The organism is Stenotrophomonas sp. RIT309, from assembly GCF_000632045.1.
Lineage (GTDB): Bacteria > Pseudomonadota > Gammaproteobacteria > Xanthomonadales > Xanthomonadaceae > Stenotrophomonas > Stenotrophomonas indicatrix.
This window is the reverse complement of record NZ_JFYS01000045.1, coordinates 1-19,070: the sequence shown is the minus strand read 5'-3', so window position 1 is coordinate 19,070 and position 19,070 is coordinate 1. Positions and strand designations below refer to the sequence as shown.

The 19,070-nt window shown below is 66.8% G+C and carries 14 protein-coding genes; all 14 read right to left on the bottom strand.

Features of this window, described 5'->3' with window-relative positions:
* Positions 1-8: 8 nt before the first annotated feature.
* Positions 9-1,142 (bottom strand): acyl-CoA dehydrogenase family protein, encoded by a 1,134-nt coding sequence (locus tag BW38_RS00110; RefSeq protein WP_032978977.1) that lies wholly within the window; start codon positions 1,140-1,142, stop codon positions 9-11.
* A 4-nt stretch (positions 1,143-1,146) separates the two neighbouring features.
* On the bottom strand, positions 1,147-1,830 hold the full coding sequence (locus BW38_RS00115; protein WP_032978940.1) for an alginate O-acetyltransferase AlgF: 684 nt from the start codon (positions 1,828-1,830) through the stop codon (positions 1,147-1,149).
* Positions 1,827-3,305 carry an AMP-binding protein gene (locus BW38_RS00120; protein ID WP_032978936.1) on the bottom strand — a complete coding sequence of 493 codons (1,479 nt, stop codon included), beginning with the start codon at positions 3,303-3,305 and terminating at the stop codon, positions 1,827-1,829. The genes BW38_RS00115 and BW38_RS00120 overlap by 4 nt, the downstream gene beginning before the upstream one ends.
* A gap of 27 nt (positions 3,306-3,332) precedes the next feature.
* Positions 3,333-3,566, bottom strand: a complete 234-nt coding sequence (locus BW38_RS00125) for a phosphopantetheine-binding protein (RefSeq protein ID WP_032978935.1) — start codon at positions 3,564-3,566, stop codon at positions 3,333-3,335.
* A 16-nt stretch (positions 3,567-3,582) separates the two neighbouring features.
* On the bottom strand, positions 3,583-5,163 hold the full coding sequence (locus BW38_RS00130) for an MBOAT family O-acyltransferase (RefSeq protein WP_032978933.1): 1,581 nt from the start codon (positions 5,161-5,163) through the stop codon (positions 3,583-3,585).
* A 13-nt stretch (positions 5,164-5,176) separates the two neighbouring features.
* Positions 5,177-6,301, bottom strand: coding sequence for a cell division protein FtsQ (locus BW38_RS00135; RefSeq protein WP_051585189.1), 1,125 nt, complete (start codon positions 6,299-6,301; stop codon positions 5,177-5,179).
* Between the two features lie 4 nt (positions 6,302-6,305).
* Complete coding sequence (locus BW38_RS00140; protein WP_152543347.1) at positions 6,306-7,346, bottom strand: twin-arginine translocation pathway signal; 1,041 nt, start codon at positions 7,344-7,346, stop codon at positions 6,306-6,308.
* Between the two features lie 21 nt (positions 7,347-7,367).
* On the bottom strand, positions 7,368-10,187 hold the full coding sequence (locus BW38_RS00145) for a hypothetical protein (RefSeq protein WP_032978929.1): 2,820 nt from the start codon (positions 10,185-10,187) through the stop codon (positions 7,368-7,370).
* Positions 10,184-12,331, bottom strand: coding sequence for a glycosyl transferase family protein (locus BW38_RS00150; protein ID WP_032978927.1), 2,148 nt, complete (start codon positions 12,329-12,331; stop codon positions 10,184-10,186). The genes BW38_RS00145 and BW38_RS00150 overlap by 4 nt, the downstream gene beginning before the upstream one ends.
* A gap of 6 nt (positions 12,332-12,337) precedes the next feature.
* Positions 12,338-14,539: a membrane protein gene (locus BW38_RS00155; protein WP_032978925.1), complete on the bottom strand. Its 2,202-nt coding sequence runs from the start codon at positions 14,537-14,539 to the stop codon at positions 12,338-12,340.
* Positions 14,536-15,720, bottom strand: a complete 1,185-nt coding sequence (wecB, locus tag BW38_RS00160; RefSeq protein ID WP_032978922.1) for a UDP-N-acetylglucosamine 2-epimerase (non-hydrolyzing) — start codon at positions 15,718-15,720, stop codon at positions 14,536-14,538. Before wecB ends, BW38_RS00155 begins: the two co-directional genes overlap by 4 nt.
* Before the next feature lie 135 nt (positions 15,721-15,855).
* Complete coding sequence (gene pncB / locus BW38_RS00165) at positions 15,856-17,052, bottom strand: nicotinate phosphoribosyltransferase (RefSeq protein WP_032978918.1); 1,197 nt, start codon at positions 17,050-17,052, stop codon at positions 15,856-15,858.
* Between the two features lie 109 nt (positions 17,053-17,161).
* The gene (locus BW38_RS00170; RefSeq protein ID WP_032978914.1) at positions 17,162-18,001 is read right to left on the bottom strand and encodes a glycosyltransferase family 2 protein; all 840 of its coding nucleotides are present in this window, start codon (positions 17,999-18,001) and stop codon (positions 17,162-17,164) included.
* Complete coding sequence (locus BW38_RS00175; RefSeq protein ID WP_032978912.1) at positions 17,998-18,852, bottom strand: glycosyltransferase; 855 nt, start codon at positions 18,850-18,852, stop codon at positions 17,998-18,000. Before BW38_RS00175 ends, BW38_RS00170 begins: the two co-directional genes overlap by 4 nt.
* Positions 18,853-19,070: the final 218 nt, after the last annotated feature.

Below are 19,070 nucleotides of genomic sequence, written 5' to 3'. Positions count from 1 at the left end.
AAGAAGCGTTACAGCGTGCGGCCGATGATGTCGCGCAGGATCTCGCTGGTGCCACCGAAAATCCGCAGTGCACGCGCGTCGGCCCAGGCACGCCCTATTCCATATTCGCTGCTGTATCCGTAGCCGCCGTGCAGCTGCAGCAGGTCGTCCAGCACCTTCCCTTGGACTTCGGTGGCGTTGAGCTTGGCCATCGCCGCGCGGGTGGGATCCAGTCGGCCGCTGATCTGCTCGCCCAGGCACTGGTCGAGGAAGCTGCGCAGCATCGCCAGCTGTGCCGTGGCCGAGGCCAGCACGAAGCGCGTGTTCTGGTGGTCGATCAGCAGCCGACCGAAGGCCTTGCGCTGCCGCACGTAGGCCACCGTCTCAGCCAGCATGCCTTCGGCCGAGGCGGCCGCGCGCAGCGCGATGGCCAGCCGTTCGGCCGCCAAATGCTCTTCCAGGTAGGCGAAGCCACTACGCTCCTGGCCCAGCAGGTGATCGGCAGGCAGGAACACGTCTTCGAAGAACAGTTCGGTGGTGTCCTGCGCATGCTGGCCGATCTTGGCCATCGGGGCACCGCGGCTGACACCGGCAGCGGCCAGGTCCACGCAGAACAACGTCAGGCCGCCGGCACCGAGTTCCGGGGCGACAGTGGCCACCACCACGGCGACGTCGGCATTGCTGCCATTGGTGATCCAGGTCTTCTGCCCGTTCAATCGATATCCGCCGTCCACTACGTCGGCACGGGTGCGGATCGTCTTCAGGTCACTGCCGGCGCTGGGCTCGGTCATCGCGATCGCACCGATCGCTTCACCCCGTGCCATCTTCGGCAACCAGGCATCGCGCACGGCTGGCGTGGCGTACTGCATCAGGTAGGGCGCGACCATGTCCGAGTGGATCGAGAAGCCGATGCCCAGATAGTTGGCGCGTGCCAGTTCTTCGATCACGCAGGCGGCGTGACCGTAGTCGCCTCCCATGCCGTACGGCTCGGGCAACTGGCAGTTGAGCAGGCCGGCCTCGCCCGCCGCGCGCCACAGCGCACGTGGCGTGATGCCATCGCGCTCCCATTGCGCGTACCCGGGCGCGATCTGTGCGTCGATGAAGCGACGGACCTGGTCGCGGAACAGTGCGTGGTCCTCGCGGAATACCGGCCGGTCTGCCATCGGATCAGCGGCCCACCGCGTCGGTGCCACTGAGCTGGCCCTGCAGCACCGGTGCGTTGGCGGCGCCGGTCAGGAACAGGCTGTAGTGATCGCCGGGCTGCAGCGCGGGAAGTTCGAGTGCGGGACTGTCCTTGCCACCGCAACCGGCCACCAGCCGCGCCTTGACCGGATTGATGCCACGCGCGGCGCTGCGGCCAGCGGCAACCGCCGGGAACACCACTGCGCCCTTGTCGGCCATTGCCAGCTTGCCCTGGGTGCAATTGCCGGCGAGGTTGTAGAAGCGGATCTCGGCCTTGAGGGCGTCACTGCTGCCACCACCGTCTTCGAGCACGTTGAAGGGCTTGGCCGCTGCGCCGGGATCCAGCACCAGGGTGGTGAAACTGCCGGCGGCCACCGCTGGCTGCGTGCGGGCCTTGCCGGCCACGCGCACGCTGAACGGCTTGCCGCCTTCAACGATCGCATAACGGGTAGCGCGTGTTGCCGGCCCGACGTTCTGGTCGGCGCCATTGCCGATACCGGCCTTGAGCACCGTGCTGCCCGGGTTGAGCACGCGCACGAAGGCAGAGCCAGCGGGCGGGCGCGCGGCATACAACTGGGCCAGGCGCCCTTCCGGTGCGCCTTGGGCGAAGGCTGCGCACGGCGACAGCAGCAGCGCGGTGGCGACCAGCGATTTCAGGACAGTGTTCATGCGGGTTTCTCCGTCGTGCGGAGCGTGCGCGCCAGGATCTGGTAGCGCTGCTCCAGTTGCTTGCGATCCACCTTGTTGCTGATCGTCTGCGGCAGGGCATCCACGGCGAACAGCTCGGAAGGAATCATATAGGGCGGCATGTAACGTTCGAGCTGGCCCTTCCAATCTGCCAGGTCCGCTGGCGGACGCTGCAATGGGCCGGTCTGTGGCTGCGTGGTTTCGACAAAGCCGATCATCCGCACCAGGCTGCCATCGGGCCGCCGCAGTACCACGGCGGCTCCTGCGACCACGCCAGGCAGGCGGGCCAGGCCGACATCGACCTCGGCCAGTTCAATGCGGTAGCCATTGAGCTTGATCTGGTCGTCGCGGCGGCCACGGAAGTAGAACCGGCCCTGCGCATCGACATCACCGAGATCACCGCTGCGGTACGCACGCTTGCCGTTGTGTTCGAACAACACGCCGGCATCCAGGTCCGGGCGCTCGAGATAACCACGCATCACATGGTCGCCGGCCATGCAGATCTCACCATCATCGAGGAACACCTCGGCATAGGGCTTGCCGATGCCGATCGGGAACGGGTTGGGTGCCGCCGCACGCAGGGCCGGATCGATCTCCACCCATGTGGTGGAACAGGTCGCTTCGGTCGGCCCGTAGGAATTGATGATGCGCACCTGCGGGAAACGCGCCCACAGTTCTTCAGCCACGCGCGGCGTGAGTGATTCGGCACCGAACACGAACACCTGCAGGTCGGGCAGGTGCGTGGCATCGAAACGCGGATTGAGCATCTGTTGGCGCACGAACGAGGGCGTGGATGCCCATACGGCCACGTGCGAATCGCGCAGATGGTCGACGAAATGTTCGCTGCTGGCGATCACCTCGCGCGGGCACAGCACGCAGCAGCCACCCAGGCCCAGTGCGCCACACAGGTCGAACAGCGAGAAGTCGAAGCTGAAGAGCATCTGGTTCATGAACGCCGGCGCCGGGCCCAGCGCCAGGCAGTCGCGGATCCAGCCGGTGAACAGGGCAACACTGTCGCGGCCGATCTGCACGCCCTTGGGGTCGCCAGTGCTGCCGGAGGTGAACATGATGTAGGCCAGGTCCGGCACCGCCAGCGCTCGTGGCGCATCGGCACCAGGCAGGAACGCATCGACGGCCGCATCGTAGATCGCACGCGCATGCACCAGCGTGGTGATGCGCTGCAGGCGGGCTGGCGGGTTGATGGTGTCCACCGGTACGTAGGTCACACCCAGGCAGAGGCAGCCGAGCATGGCCACCACGAAGGCCGATTCCTTGTGCCCGGAGATCACCAATGCGTCACCGTGCACCAGGCCGGCAGCACGCGCACGGTCGATCCACTGCTGGGTGGCACGATGCAGCCCGGCCCAATCAAGTACCCCATCGGCCGCGTGCAGGGCGGGAGCCTGCGTGGCGACATCCAGGTCGGCGAATCGGCATTGGTCGAAATCGAAGTACATCGCGCTACCTCCGGTGCCCGCAGGCGTTCAGCTGGGGCGGTGCTCGGCCACGTAGTCGGCCAGCACCTGCACCGAATCAACCAGGGCGTCGATTTCATCCACCGGCAGAGTGACGCCAAGACGGTCCTTGACCTCGACCATCAGCTGCACTTTGGACATCGAATCGAAGAACGATTCCATGTATTCGTCCGGCTGCACGCGGGTACCAATCACCGCCTCGACGATATCGATGAGCTGGTTCTGGATTGTCTGCTTGTCCATGTTGGAATCCACCTTGTCAGAACTGGAAGTAAAGGAAACGGGCTTCTTTGTGCAGGTTCAGCAGGCACAACGTCAGCAGCACCAGCATCATCAGCAGCCAGGCCCAGTTGGGCTGCCAGCGCATCCACGTGCGCGGTGCCGGGCTGGGTTTTGCCAGCGCGGGAGAGTACACACCCATGATCTGGTGCGCGTTCGGTGCCAGCCAGACAATGGCCAGTGCCAGCAGGATGTACAGCAGCTGCAGGTGATGGCCCAGCAGCAGGCGCGCACCGTCGGCCAGGCCCATGCCCGCGACATGGCCCAGGTTCTCCATGCTTTCCCAACCGCGCACGCCGAACATGCCCTGCACCAGCTGCCACGCATCGTGCACGCCATCGGCGCGGAAGAACGCTTGCGCCACCAGCACCGCGCCGAAGGTCAGCAGCAGGTAACCGGCGTGCTGGAACGGATTGAGTTTTCGCATCGCGGCCGGCTTGCGACCGCCGACAAAGACCCGCCACGCATGGTTGATGACCAGATAGGTGGCATGCAGCAGGCCGAAGATCAGGAACTGCATGCCGGCGCCATGCCAGATGCCGGCCAGGCCCATCGCCCACACCGTGGGCAGCACGATCATCGAGAAGAAGCCGCCGGCCGATGCCACCGCAGTGGGGCCGGTGGCACGGCCATGGCGGGTACGCCAACGGGTCACGGCCATCGCTACCGGGTAGTACAGGTAGGCGGTGATGTAACGGGTGAGCGTCATGTGCCAGCGCGCCCAGAAGTCGATGATGCTGGTGGCCTTGTACGGCGAATTGAAGTTCAGCGGGAAGCGGATGCCGAACATGCGGGCCAGGCCCAGCGCCATGTCCGAATAGCCGGAGAAATCGAAGTACAGCTGCAACGCATAGCTGAGCGCGGTGGCCCACGCGCCCCAGAACTGCACATCGCCGGTGGAGGCGAAGCCGGCATCGGCATACGGCGCGATGCTGTCGGCGAGCAGGACCTTCTTGGCCAGGCCGATGACGAACAGCATGCCGCCGATGGACAGGTTCTCGGCCTGGAAACGATAGGTCTCGCGCTTGCTGAACTGCGGCATCATCTCCTTGTGGTGCAGGATCGGGCCGGCAATCAGGTGCGGGAAGAAGGTCACGAACAGGACATAGCTGAGCGGGCTGCGGTCGTTGACCACGCCGGCACGGCAGTCCAGCAGGTAGCCGATCTGGGTGAAGGTGAAGAAGGAAATGCCCAGCGGCAGGATCAGCGTGTCCATCGGGCCGACGTTGAAGCCGATGTCGTGGACGAAGTTCACCATTGCCGCGAAGTACTTGTAATGCACCAGCAGCAGGATGTCGGCGGCCACGCCCAGCGCGGTGGCCAGCAGCTGCAACCGGGGACGCTTGGCCAGCGACAGGATCACCAGGCTGACCAGGTAGTTGAAGATGATCGAGCCGGCCAGCAGGATCACGAACTGCGGATTCCACCAGCCGTAGAACACGATGGAGGCCACGCACAGCCACAGCGCGGCCAGCCGTGGCCGCAGCGCGCCCAGCAGGTAGTGCACGCCCAGCGCGATCGGCAGGAAAATCAGCAGGAACAGGAAAGAGTTGAACAGCATGGTCGGTCGGCGCTCAGTCGATACCGGCCAATGCCTTCTGCTCGCCTTCGGTCAGCGGCAGGGACAGGGCCATTTCGGAAAATTCCCAGATCACCAGTTTCACGGTGGGTGGCCACGTCGGCTGCTGCGGCAGCGCCGCCAGCAGTGCGCCGGAAAACTGGCCGCCGTCCATGCTCTGGTTCCACACTTCGCGCCCCAGGCCATGGCCCAGGCGTTCGGCAAACAGGCTGCGACGTCCGTTGGAGCTGCCCAGCAGCAGCACCTCCACCGGCGGGGTGTCGTCCAGCAGTCCACCGCTGCGCAGCGGCGCGATGACCTGCTCCGGCTCCAGGTCCAACGGCGGCCGCCATGATGGCGGCGCGTGTTCCAGGCCTGCCAGCACGATCAGGTCGCCCATGCGTGGCTTGGGCGTGCCCGGCGCTCCGACCTCGAATGCCTGGCTGCCCTGCCCGCCCAGCAACGGCAGTGCCACCGCGCTCACCGCGTCGGCGGCACGCTGCGCGCCGATGCGGTTCATGTGCACGTCGGTGCGGAAGAACACCGGCGCGTCCTGCCCGGACAACACCGGCAGCAGATCGACACTGGGTACCTTCGCCGCCGCCAGCGCCTGCTGCCACTGCCCGTAGCGCGCACGCATCGGTTCGGAATAGCGCAGGCCACAGGTGTGCGCCTGCTCGATGCGCGACTTGTCCGGCACCACCACTACCAGCAGCTTCGCACCGGTGGCCTGCAACTGCTGCGACCAGTGCTGCATCAGGCGCACGCGATCGTTGAATACCTTGGCACCGGCACCCGGCTGCGGACGCAGGCCATCGCGGTAGAACAGCCAGTCCGGGCACCCCAGCGCCACCTGCTCGCCAAGATCGCCCAGCAGGCGATAGCGCACGGCGGCCCCCAGCAGGTCGCCCTGGGCCTGGATCGGCAGCCGCAGGGCCTGGTTGATCGCCTGCCCGGCTTCGCCATCTGCCCAGCGCGAGGGCAGCAGTTTTTCGGCCGGCAGCTTGGCGTTGGCCAGCATCCAGGCACCAGCGCAGACGCCGATCAGCAGCAATGCCGATACCACCACGGCGGTCAGCCGATGGGCACGCGGTGGGGCAGCAGGTGGCAGGGGCGCGGGCGCCCCGGGACGGGCATTCATCGGATCACTGCCCCAGCGCCTTGTGCAGGCGTGCCTTCCATTGTTCGGGGGTCATGATCGAGGCGTTGTCCCACTGGCCGCGTGCATCCGGGCCCTGCGGGTAGGACGGTTCGAACATCTGCCAGACCAGCACCTGTGGTTTGTTCTGCTTGAACCCGGGTGATTCCAGGTATTCCAGCAGCATCACCCAGTGGCCGACGTTGCCGGGCTTCCAGTTCACCGATACCGGGCGGTCGATCAGGTTGGACAGCTTCTGCGGGAAACCGAAATACGGCTGCACCATGCTGTGGCCGGTCACGTGCACCGGCGCCGGTGCATCATCCAGCAGCGACTGCTGTTCGGCCTGACGGCGCACGGTGAAGGTATCGCGGCCGATCGCCCTGCGCTGTTCATCGGTAAGGAACAGCTCGGCCAGATCGCCGAAGCGGCGTTCCTTGATCTCGCTGCCCAGCGGCATGCCGCTGCCGGCCTGCCCGGCAAGGGTCGGCACCTGCTCTTTCACCTTCGCGGCGACGGCAGCGGCCACTGCGTCGGCGGCGGGCTGGGTCCAGTGCTGGTCGCTGCGATAGAACACCTCCTGGCCGCCCTGCTTGACCTGCCGCATCGCCTGCAACGCATCGACAGCCGGCACGTGCGCATTGACCAACCCCTCCAGTTCCAACGCATAGCGACCACGCACCGCATCGCCCAGCCGCTTGCCATCGGGCAGCTTGTCTTCATAGAACAAGGCCTTGTCCGGCAGCACCAGCACCTGCAGCTTGACCCCGGCGGCGGCCAGCGTGCGCTGCGCCTCGGCGATCAGCGCCGTGTTGCGGGCGACGGCGGCACTATCTACGTCGGTCAGGCTGCCCCAGGCCGGGAACAGCCAGCCATCCTTGCCGGTCAGCACGATGGACGAGTCCTGGTTGGCCGCGGCAACGGGCGCGGCAGGTGCCTGCGCCTGCAGGGGACCGGCAGCGGCCAGCGCGCACACGGCGGCCAGCAGCAGCAAGCGCGGTCTACGTGCGGACGGTACGCGGAGCGTTGCAGAGAAAACTGATTTCATCGGCAGATCCTTCATGCAGCATCAGTAGTAAAGGGTGGCAGTGGCGAACAGTCCCTTGGCCCGCTGGGTATCGCCGCCGCCGATGGCGAAGCGGTAGGACACCGACAGGTCCAGGTAGGAGCGCGCCGCGTTGTAGTGATCTTCGCGGAACCAGTAACGGACGCCGACGCCAGGACCGGCCCCGAGCGACCAGCTGCGCTGGGTGTCGGACAGGTTGAACGACTGCGGCCCGATGCCGGGATAGTCGATGCCGCGCACCCGCGAGCGCTGATCCTGCCAGTCCGCACCCAGCACCAGGTACGGGGTGACCAGCCAACGGGTCTGGTCGGCACCGAAGCGATAGTTGCGCCCGGCGCGAAGTTCGGCTGCGGCAAAGGCCTGCTGGCGACGCAGGCGACCGTTGGATTCGCTTACGCGCTGGGACGGGGCGCCGTTGGCATCGAGCGCATCGACGGTGAAGTGGGCGCGGTTGTCATCCCAGCTCAGGCCGGCCTGGGCATAGCCACTGACCGTCCACCACTGGCTGACGTCGGTGCGCACGCCGGTGCCGTTGTAGAACCCGTAGGTGGCGTAGGTCATCCAGCCACCGGCGCTGTCGTTGAGCCGGTAACGGGCCAGCAGGTTGGCCTGCAGCGGGCGTTCGGATTCGATCTGGATCTGGCAGCGCATGGCGGCGGAGTCGGCATAGATGCCGCCGCGCCGGGTCGCGCTGCCGAGGAACTGGCGGCGTTCCAGGCCGACGCTGAGGCCGGTCTGGCCGAAGGCATAGCGCACGCCGAACGAACCGACGGTGGACGGCCAGCCGGTGATCGAACGCGAACGGCTGAGGCGCTCGGCACGTTCACGGTTGTCCGGCGTCGCCTGCCCGGTGCAGGGGTCGGTGAACAGCAACGATTCGAACGTACCGCCTTCGTCGTACAAGGTATTGGCGATGCGCGCGTAGGCTTCCAGCGTGCCGTGCTGGTTGTTGGTGGCCTGCGGCCGCCAGAAGGCTTCCAGGGTGCTGAACACCGAAGCGCCGGGCGTGCTGATCGATGCCCCGCCCAGGTTGGTGGCCGCCTGGCGCGCCCCACGGTAGCCGGCCGAGGCGGTCACGCCCCAGTCGCGCGAGTAGCCGGCGATGGCACTGCGCGTGTTGTAGCGCTGCGCCCTGTCCAGTGGCAGCTGGCCGGCGTCGGCAGCGTCGATCGCGCCGCGCAGCAGGGTCACGGCCTGGCGGTGATCGCCGCTGGCGGCACTGGCATAGGCCTGGTCCATAATCACCGTCTTGGGCGCCTTGCCGGTGGCCTCGGCGGCTCGGAAGTCAGCCAGCGCCAGCGCCGGTTCGCGCGCCGCCTGATTGAGGTAGCCACGCTGCATCAGCAGGCCCGCATCATCGGGGTGGGTGGCCAGCGCGCTGTCCAGGCGCTGGCGCGCCTCGCCCTGCTGGCTGCGGTTGCCGGCGGCCAGGGCCGTGGTCAGCAGCCCTTGCAAGGTCGCACTGTCCGGAGTTTCCTGCACGGCCTGGCGCGCTTCGCTGATGGCCTGCTGGTAATCCTGCCGGCCATAGGCCGCATAGGCGCGCTGTGCCGGGCCGCCTTCGCCCTGCAGATCGGCGGGCATCAGTTCGCACTGGGTACCGTAAGGCGTATCGCGGCACTGCTGGAACGGCGCCGGATAGGACTGCAGCGTCAGGGTCTGGCCGGCGCGTGCGCCACGGATCGCCTTTTCGCGCTGGGTCACCGCCTCGCGGATGCCCTGCCGTGAGGACGCGTCTACGTCGTCCAGGGGATCGGCCTGCAGCGGCGCCAGCAGCGCGGTGGCACGGTTGCGATCACCGGCAGCCACCGCAGCGTCCACCGCCAGCAGGCGCACGTTTCGGCGCTGCTGGTCATCGAGCCAGTCCTGCTGCAGGGCCGCGTCGAAATCGGCGTTGGCCTGGGCAGTGTTGCCCTGGCGCTGGCGCAGATAGGCCCGCATCACCAGGGCGACGGTATCGTCGGCATCGTTGTCCAGGGCCTGGTCTGCGGTGCGCTCGGCTTCTGCCAGCTGCCCATCGAGCAACTGCGTGGTCATCAGCAGCAGGCGGTGCGAGGCGACGTCGGGCGCACGTGCCACCGCTTCGCGGGCGAACCCGACGGCGGCCCGGAAATCCTGCGATATCAGCGCCTGGTAGCCTTCCTGTGCCGGTTTCACTGCACGCTGACGGCCCAATGCCACGCGCTTGGCGCGTAGATCTGCCACATTCGGTGCGCCCAGCTGCAGTGCGGTAGCCGCCGCAGCGTCGGCCTGCTCCAACTGCTGCTGCGCTTCCAGCGAGGCGACCCACAGCATCGCCCATGCACCCTGCTGCGGCTGCTGACGGAAGGCCTGTTCGGCCTTGCTGGCGGCCACCGCCATCTGGTCGTTGTTGTAGGCGGTATAGGCTTCGGTCGCGATGGCGAATGCCTGCTGGTAAGCGCGCTCAGCCGGCGTCTGTCGTGCCGCCGGCACGGCGCGGGTACCACCGCCGCTGGCAGCAGCGGCCGCCGGCGCGGTGGCCAGCCCCGGCAATGCCGGATCCTTCAGCCCCGCATCCAGCGCACGCCGCGCCTGCTGGCGTGCCTCATCACTGCGACCGAGCTTCTGCAGCGAATAGATCTGCAGCAACCGCAGGCGCACCACATCCGGGCGCAGCCGCGATGCTTCGCCGGCCTGTCGCAGGGCCGTGCTGTAATCGCCACGCTCGTAGGCGGCGAACGCCTGCTCGGCCATGCGGTAGGCGGGCCCGGACAGCGGCAATGGCACGTCGGCCTGCGCGTATGCCGGGGCAGCGGCCGCCAGGGCAACGGCGATGACGGTGGACAGCAGCGAGGTCTTCATACCGTTGCAACTCCGGGAGGCGGCGACTGCAGCATCGCCGCGCGGCGGCGTTGTTCTTCCATCGCCTGGGCGATGGCGTCTTCGGTGGCGATGCCCCGCTTGACCAGGTAGTCGCCGATGCGTCCATCACGCTGGGGCTTGTACTCATCCAGTGCGATCTCGAAATGTGCATGGTCGATCAGGCGCATTTCCACCAGCAGGTCGCCCAGCAACGGCACGGTATCGATGCGCCAAAGCTCGGCGCCACTGATCATGCGCAGGCCGGCGTTGATCTCGCTTTCGCGGGCAATGCTCTGCTCGACCTGGGCGTTGCCGGTTTCCTGCTTCAACAGGTCCAGTGCGGCCTCCGACAGTGGATTGGCCACGGCCAGCCGCAGGGTACCTTCCTGCAGGGGCGGCAACGGCAGCATGCGCCACTGCACGCAGGCGTCGACGCTGACCGGGAACCCGCCCCGGCCCAGATAATCGACGTCGATCACCGCACGCTGCAGGTCGCCCTGGAAGGCAATCGCCTCGGCCAGCGTTTCATCATCCAGCCAGCCCTGCGACAACAGGATCCGGCCCAGAGGCTGCTGGCGTCCCCCCTGCTGTTGCTGCAGCGCTTGTTCCAGCCGCTCGGGCTCGACGGCCTGCCAGGTGGTCAGCAGTTCACCCAGGCGCTTGCGGGTCTGCACCAGTGCTGCGGCATCGGGGAAATCATGCATGGTCTTGTCCCAGACCATGCGCTTGCCGAAAAACAGATAGGCCAGGAACATCCGCCACGCGCGTGCGGTGGCCATGAAGTTGACCATGTTGCCGACCACCATGCGTGGGATCGACATCAACGCGTGTTCCCATCCATACAGCCGGTTGACGAAGTAGAAGCGCTGCACCACGCGCGTGGCCAGGGCAGCGGTGGTCAGCAGCGCGACGTTCATCTGCCAGCTGCCCGCCTGGAACACGCTGGGGTACTGCAGGTTCCACACACCGGTCATCTTCAGCAGCCAGAACAGCAGCAGCTGCAGGAAGATCAGGTAGGCGATGATGCTGACAAAGGAGGTGATGATGCCCTTGCGATCGCGCGCCAGCAGGTACTTGGTCGCCAGCGAGCCGCGCCAGCCCAGCGTTTCCCAGCTCTGCAGGCCGATACCCAGTACCCAGCGCGCCTTCTGCCGGTAGGACGCACGGAAGTTGTCGGGAAAGTACTCGCGTACGCACAGCGCCATCTGCTGGGTGCGCTCACGCACTGGCCCCCAGCCGAACCAGGACGGTCGCCGCACCAGGAACTGCACCGGGAAGCGGGCGAAGATCGAGTGCATTCCCATCGTCGCCAACCGTGCGCCGACGTCATAGTCTTCGGTCAGGCTGTCTGTATTGAACGGCTGGTTGCCGGTGGCCTCGCTCAGCGCCAGCAGCGCACGTCGCGAGAAACAGGTGCCCACGCCCGCCGACGGCACCATGCCGGACACGCTCTCGCGGACCACCAGGTCCTTGGCATGCCATTCGGCGAACTCATCCATGTACACGCCCGCCACCAGTTCGTACCACTCGCGGTCCAGCGAGGTCACCGGCAACTGGATCATGTCCTTGCGTGGCAGCAGGTAGTTGAAGAAACGCAGTTCCATCGGGTGCAGCACGTCTTCACTGTCGTGCAGGATGACGCCGGCGAACTCCATGTCGTGGCGCTTTTCGTAGTCGAAGATCGACAGGATCAACCAGTTCAGGCAATCGGCCTTGCTGGTGGGGCCGTCATGCGGCACTTCCACGCGGCGCAGACGCTTGTAGCGCCGGCGCATGCGCTCGACTTCGTCGATGGTCTGCTGGTCGTTGGGATAGGTCCCGACGAATACGATGTACTCGCGATAGTCGAGCACATCGATCATGTTCTCCACCATCTGCGCGATGACGTCGTATTCCATCCACGCCGGCACCATGATCGCCAGCGGCTGTTCCGGCCGCTGCAGCAGGTCCTGCTGGGTCAGCGGCTTGTACTCACGGCGCTTCTTGACCGTCAGCGTGCGCCAGCTTTCGCGGACCCAGTACCAGACGTCGATGAACAGGTCATCGAGGCTGGAAATCAGGATCAGCACGGCCACCGCCGCTGCCACTGTCTCCAGGGCAGCGTAGTAGTTGGCCAGCTGGATGTTCCAGAACAGACCGTCCACGTCCGGTCAATGCCCGACGTTGGCAGACTTGCGGCGACGGCGGACCTGGGTAATGCGGGCAGCGGCCAGTGCGAACACCACCACGCCGACCAGCAGCAGCAGCCACACCATGTGCTGTTCCCACTTCGACTGCGGATTGCCTTCCTGGGCGATCCGCGAACCATAGGGGTCCTGGCTGTCGAAATCGCGCACGACGTCGCTGCCATCGATCACCGCCAGGTCACCCCGCAGCAACCGGAACGGCGCAGCCAGCACCGGTCCCTCGGTGCCCAGGTCGCTGTACAGCACACCGATCTGCCCGCCTGCCGAGGCGACCTGCACGGCGGCCGCCCGCTGCAGGCCGCTCAGATCGAGCAGCGGCTGCGGCTTGCCGGCAATCACCAGCTGGCCATTCTTCAGGCCCGCCAAGGAGACACCGGACGGCGCCAGGGCGAAGGCCAGGTAAGGCCTGGTCGGACTGATCGCCGCGCCCGCATCCACTACCTTGAGGCTGGCCGCTTCCGGCGATGCCCCCACCGCGCTGGCAATGGCGATGACCTTGGCCAGCGAGGCCGGTGCATCCTGCAGCCAGGTAGCCGGCACGAACACTTCATTGGCATGCGCCAACTGGCTGGCCGCGCCGATGAAGTCTGCGCCAAGCGTGCGCTTGGCCAGCTTCAGGTGGCTGCTGGGCAGGATCGACACCGGGAACGCGGTGGCGGGATCATGGCAGTAAGGCCGCGCCGGCTGGCGCAGGAAGCTGACCCGCACTTCATTGCGGGCCGACAGCGCGTAGGTGGGTACCTTGGCAACCAGCCGCTGCGGTTTGCCATCGGCCGACAGCACCTTGGCCCCCAGCAGGTAGTCGTTGAAGTAGATCGTCGCAACCGCGCCCTGCCCGGCCGCATTGGGCGCAGCCGATACATCCAGCACCACTTCTTCCGGCAACCGGCCATCGGCCGACAATGCACCCAGTTCAAAGGTGGCGCTGCGATCGCCACGAGTGACGATGTCCTGCGTACCGGCGATGTTGCCCAGCCGGCTCAGCAGTACGCGATCCCCTTCCATCGCGGGTGCGACCGCCTGCGTGACCTGCAGTGAACGCCCCAGTGCATAGTTGCGCCACTGCTCGGACAGCAAGCCTGCCACCTTGCCCCCGGCCGCGGGGTCGACCACCAGGGTCGGCCGTCCGGCAACAGTGGTCACGCTCACCGAGGCATTGGCCACCGGCTTTTCCAATGCCGCCATGTCGGCCGCCCGCCAGGTGCTGAATGCACTGGCGGCATCGGCGCCGCTGGCCCCGACCTGCGCGGCCAGCGCATCCAGTGCAGCGCGTACGCCATTGCGCAGCGCATCGCTGCCGATCATCACATCGGCGGCGAGCGGGCCGCTGTCACGCAGCGACAACAGCGCGCCGACTTCGGCCAGATCCTTGATCGCGTGCGCGCGCTCACCGGCCGCCAGCGCCGCATAGGCAGGCACGCCCTGCAGGCTGGCGGGAATGTTGATGCCGGTCAGGTCCACGCTGTCACCGACCTTGGGCAGCGCGACCACGTCAACCTGCTTGCCTCCGGTCTGCAATGCTGCACCGATGCGCCACGCCGCATCGTAGGTCGATGCCTGCAGCGCCTTGCCCTCCACCAGCAGGCGCACGCGCGGCGGCAGTGCGCCCCAGGCCTTGGCCACGGTGTCCACCGCACGTCCATCGAAGCGATAGCTGAAGCGCGAATCCGGCGACAGCCGCAGCACGTTGGCTGGCGCGCTCTGGTCCGCGCAGCGGTAGTCGGAAACGATCGACCACCAGCCCACGCCGACGCGGACGAAGCCGTTCTCACGGGGCTCGCCGTCAATGGCCAGCAGCTGGCTGGCGTCGCCCTGCGCATCGGTGATCGAACGGGCCGCCATCGGATCGCCATCGACCGACCATAGCCCGGACGTGCGCCCGGTATGGCCACGCACATAGCGGCCATCGAGCTGCAGCTGCGCATCGCGGGTCGGCACGCCCACAGGTACGGGCAGGTAGACCTCGCGCTGGCTCTCCTGCCCGCTGAGCACCAGCGGCTGGCGGAAGCCAAGCTGGCGCAGCGTCATCTGCCGGCTTACCGTGCTGTCCCCGGTCCATTCGGTGAACTGGCCGGCAGCGCTGTCGGCAGCGCCAGCGGCAGCGGAGCTCGCCAGGGCCAGCACGGAGGAAACAACGAGGAAGCTACGTCGGCCGGTCTGGGTCATGGCGTCACTTCTTGTAGAGGGGTGGGAACAGGGCCGGCACTGCGGTGGCCGGTAGCAAATTCGGGCAGTGGATGTCCGCGCAGGGCCGCGACGATGCGCGCACTGGCTCGGCCATCACCGTAAGGACTGGCGTCGGGGTCGAAACGGGTTGCATGTGATGGTTGTTGCAACGCGGCGTTGACGGCATCGACGATCCGCGTCGGCGCCGTGCCGACCAGCTTCACCACCCCGGCATCGACCGCCTCCGGGCGCTCGGTTACATCGCGCATCACCAGCACCGGCTTGCCCAGCGCTGGCGCTTCTTCCTGCACACCGCCGGAGTCGGTAAGGATCACGTCGGCGCGTTGCATCAGGCGCACGAAGCTCAGGTAATCCTGCGGCGGCACGAGGTGCACGTTGCCCAGATGGCCCAGCTCGGCATTCACCGGGCCCTGCACGTTGGGGTTGAGGTGCACCGGATAGAGCACCTGCAGGTCTTCGCGCTGGGCCAGCTCGGCCAGTGCGCGGCAGATGTCCAGGAAGCCCTGGCCGAAGCTCTCGCGGCGATGGCCGGTGACCAGCAGCAGGCGACGCTCGGGATCAAGCATCTGGAAGGGCGCATCGGCGCGGGCGCGCAGTGCCGGGTCGCGATCGAGCTGCTGTACGGTCTGCTGCAGGGCGTCGATGACGGTGTTTCCGGTCACCAGGATCCGGCCGCCGAGGTGTTCGCGTTCCAGGTTGGCGCGGGAACTTGGTGTGGGGGCAAACAGGAAATCAGAGACGACATCGATGACGCGGCGATTCATCTCTTCCGGCCACGGCCGGGTGATGTCGCCGGTACGCAGGCCCGCTTCGACGTGTCCCACCGGAATGCGGTGATGGAAGGCAGCGACTGCAGCGGTCATCGCCGTGGTGGTATCACCGTGGACCAGCACGCGATCGGGTCGCACCTGCGCATACAACGCATCCAGGCGCTCGAACAGCTTGGCGCACAGGCCGTTGAGGGTCTGGTTGGGAACCATCACATCAAGATCGTGATCGGCGGTGATCTCGAACAGCGACATCACCTGGTCCAGCATCGCCCGATGCTGGCCTGTGGTGCAGACGATGGATTCGATATCCGGCGCCTCACCCAGCGCCTTTACCAGCGGCCCCATCTTGATTGCTTCAGGACGGGTACCGAAAACAGAAAGAACCTTCACCGCAGAACTCCCTCAAGACCTGCAAACATCCTGTACGCGGATCGTAAGCGATCTCGTGAAGTTCGGCCACGTAAATGTGATACGCATCACAAAGACGCGTAGCAAGCCGGATGAAGCAACTGACGCAAAGCGTCACTATGTGACGCTAGGGCCCGTTTCAGGAGGCAGTTCGAACACTTGCCGCAGGTAGGACAGGTAGCCCGGGTCATCGCACATGCTCTTGCCCGGCGAGTCACTGAGCTTGGCCACCGGCTGGCCGTTGCAGCGGACCATCTTGATGACGATGTTCAGCGGGGTCGGCCCCAGATCGTTGGTCAGGTGGGTGCCCACGCCGAACGCCACCTGGCAGCGGCCACGGAAGTAGTCGTACAGGCGCATCACCTTGGTGATGTCGAGCCCATCGCTGAACACCAGCACCTTGCTGCGCGGGTCGACGCGGCGCAGCTGGAAGTGGGCCAGCATGCGGTCGCCCCAGTCGAACGGGTCGCCGGAATCATGGCGCACGCCGTCGAACAGCTTGCAGAAATACATGTCGAAGTCGCGCAGGAACGCATCCAGCCCGACCACGTCGGACAGGGCGATGCCAAGGTCGCCGCGGTACTCGCGCGCCCACGACTCCAGCGCCGCCACCTGCGAATCGCGCAGGCGCGGGCCCAGTGCCTGGAACGCCTGCAGGTACTCGTGGGCCATGGTGCCGTGCGGCGTCATGCCGTACAGGCGCGCGAAGTGCACGTTGCTGGTGCCGACCAGCTGCGGGCCCAGCGCATCGCGCAGCAGCGGCAGCAGGCGGGCATGCCAATCGCGCGAGTAGCGGCGGCGGCTGCCATAGTCGGCGATGCGGCACTGCTCGAAACCAGGGGTATCGCGCAGCAGCGCCGCCTTGGCCTGCAGGCGGCGTTCGCCTTCGGCGAAATCCGCCGTGGTGGTGTTGCGGAACCAGACTTCGTTGATGATCGCCAGCAGCGGCACTTCGAACAGGATCGTGTGCAGCCACGGACCGGTGATGTCCAGCTCGATCTCGCCGGGCACCGTCTTCGACGCGCGCAGCTGGATGTATTTGCGGTCCAGGTGGAACAGGCCGAGGAAGTCGGCGAAATCGGGCTTCACAAAGCGCAGGCCACGCATGTAATCCAGCTCTTCATTGCTGAAGCGCAGGCTGCACAGGTGGTCGATCTCCTCATCGATCTGGTCGATGTAGCGGGCCAGCTCGATACCGGGGGTGCGGCATTTGAAACGGTATTGAACCTGCGCGCCGGGGTGCTGGTGCAGCACCGCCTGCATCATGGTGAACTTGTACAGGTCGGTGTCGAGCAGGGACTGGATGATAGGCATGGGGGAATTATGCGCCCGTTCGGGTGAACCGGGGTCCGTGCTGGAGGTGGCGCCCTCACGCGCTCTGCAGTCGATCCACGCCATGCGTGGATGATCCTGTGGCAGCGCGCTACAGCGACCTGCGCAGCAACCTCGGCACCTGCACCAGTGCATGGGCCCAGATCGCCCCCCACACCGCCACCCGCACCGGCAACGACCGCTGCGGCGCTTCGAACTTGCTGAAATAGCGCCATAGCCCGCGATGCTTGTGCCATTCAACGAAGAACGGGCGCGAGCGGCTGGACACCCCGCGCACGTGGGTCACCTGCAGGTCGTTGGCGATGGCAACCACGCCACCGGCCTCACGCACGCGGCGGCACAGGTCGAGGTCTTCGGCGTGCAGCCGGTAGCCGGCATCCCAGCCGCCGATGCGATCAAACAGGGCGCGGGGCATCAGCAGCAGCGCACCGGACAACGCCGGCACCTGCTGCAACGGCTGCGCCGGGTCGCGGGCAATGGCCAACCGCGCGCCACGACCGGGCGAGCGCAGCATGGCAAGGAAGTCCGGATCACGGCGCCGTACCGCTTCATCGGCCTGGCCCTGCTCGTCCACCTGCTCCACCCCCAGCAGACTGTCGCCCACCGCACCGGCGCGGTCTCGCAGTGCGGAGAGCGTATCGACTTCGACCATCAGGTCGGGGTTGATGAAGGCCAGCCACGGGCTGCGTGAATCGGCAACGCCCTGGTTGTTGGCTGCGGCAAAACCGGGGTTGTCCGGGTTGGCGATGAAACGTACACGCGGATCATGGCTGGCGTGGCGCTGCACGACTTCCAGGGTGTCATCCAGCGATCCATTGTCGACCACCCGGATCTCGGCCACGTCCTGCGCCTGGCGCAGCCGCGACAGGCACGCATCGATGGTGCTGCCGCTCTGGTAGGTGACGACGATGGCGGCAATGGCGGAATTCAAACAGGCGGCTCCAACGGTGATGGCGGGACGAACAGGTCGCCCTGCCCGCGCGGCATTATCGCCTGCTGCAGGCCGTGCTGCAGGTCCTGGCGCAGCGTGTGCAGCGGGTCGTGCATCAGGAAGTCAGCCAGCCGCGGTACCCAGCCCGGCCAGCGCGCGGCCAGTGCTTCCAGATCGCCGTCGCGGCTGGGTGCTTCACTGGCACGGCTGACGAAGGCGTTTTCGCACAACACGTTGCGCCAACCGAGACCAGCCATGCGCAGGCTCAGATCGACCAGCGCCGCGTTCCAGCCCAGGTAGCTTTCTGTATCCAGGCCACCAGCGCGCCGCCGTGCATTGGCGCGCACCAGCACGGCGTGGGTGACCGCCGAAGGGAGTTCAGGATGCAGGCTCGGCAGTGCGGCGCAGACATGTGCCAACAGCGCCGGGTCGCCCGGTTCGGGGTTGAGCTCGCCCAAGCGCGGCCACGCCGCGGTTTCGCCCACGTTGCACCACGGCGTGGCCGTGGCAATGGCCGCGTCGCGTGCAAACGTGGCCTGCAGCTGCTGCAGCCATCCCGGTGCGGGCACGCTGTCCGGGGCCAGCACCGCCACGTCCAGGCCATCGCAGGCACGCAGCATTTCGTCCAGGTGGGCAACCTCGCCCAGCGGCCGCGCGCGGCGGGTGTATTCGGCCTGCAACGGCGTATGTGCCAGCCAGTGTTCGACCACCGCCTGTGCACGTGGCCCGGCCTGTGCGTCATCGGCCAGCCAGATCGATGTTCCCGCTGCGGTACCGACATCAAGCGCGGCCAGGCAGCGGTCAAGTACCGCGTCGTCCACGCCCAGCGGCAACAACACGATCGCCCCCATCCCGCCTCCGTGGTTGTCGGTGGCCACAGCGTAGCATCGGGTGGGTGTCGGCCGGGTTGCACCCGGCACCCGCAGAGGCCGCAGCAACGGCAACGGCAACAGCAAAAGCTGGCTTCCTGGGAATGGCGGGGTGGGGGGGGCGGGGGGGGGGGGGGGGGGAGGCCCCCCCGGGGGCCGGGCCCGGGGCCCCCCCCCCACGCGCCCCCCCCCCGCCCCCC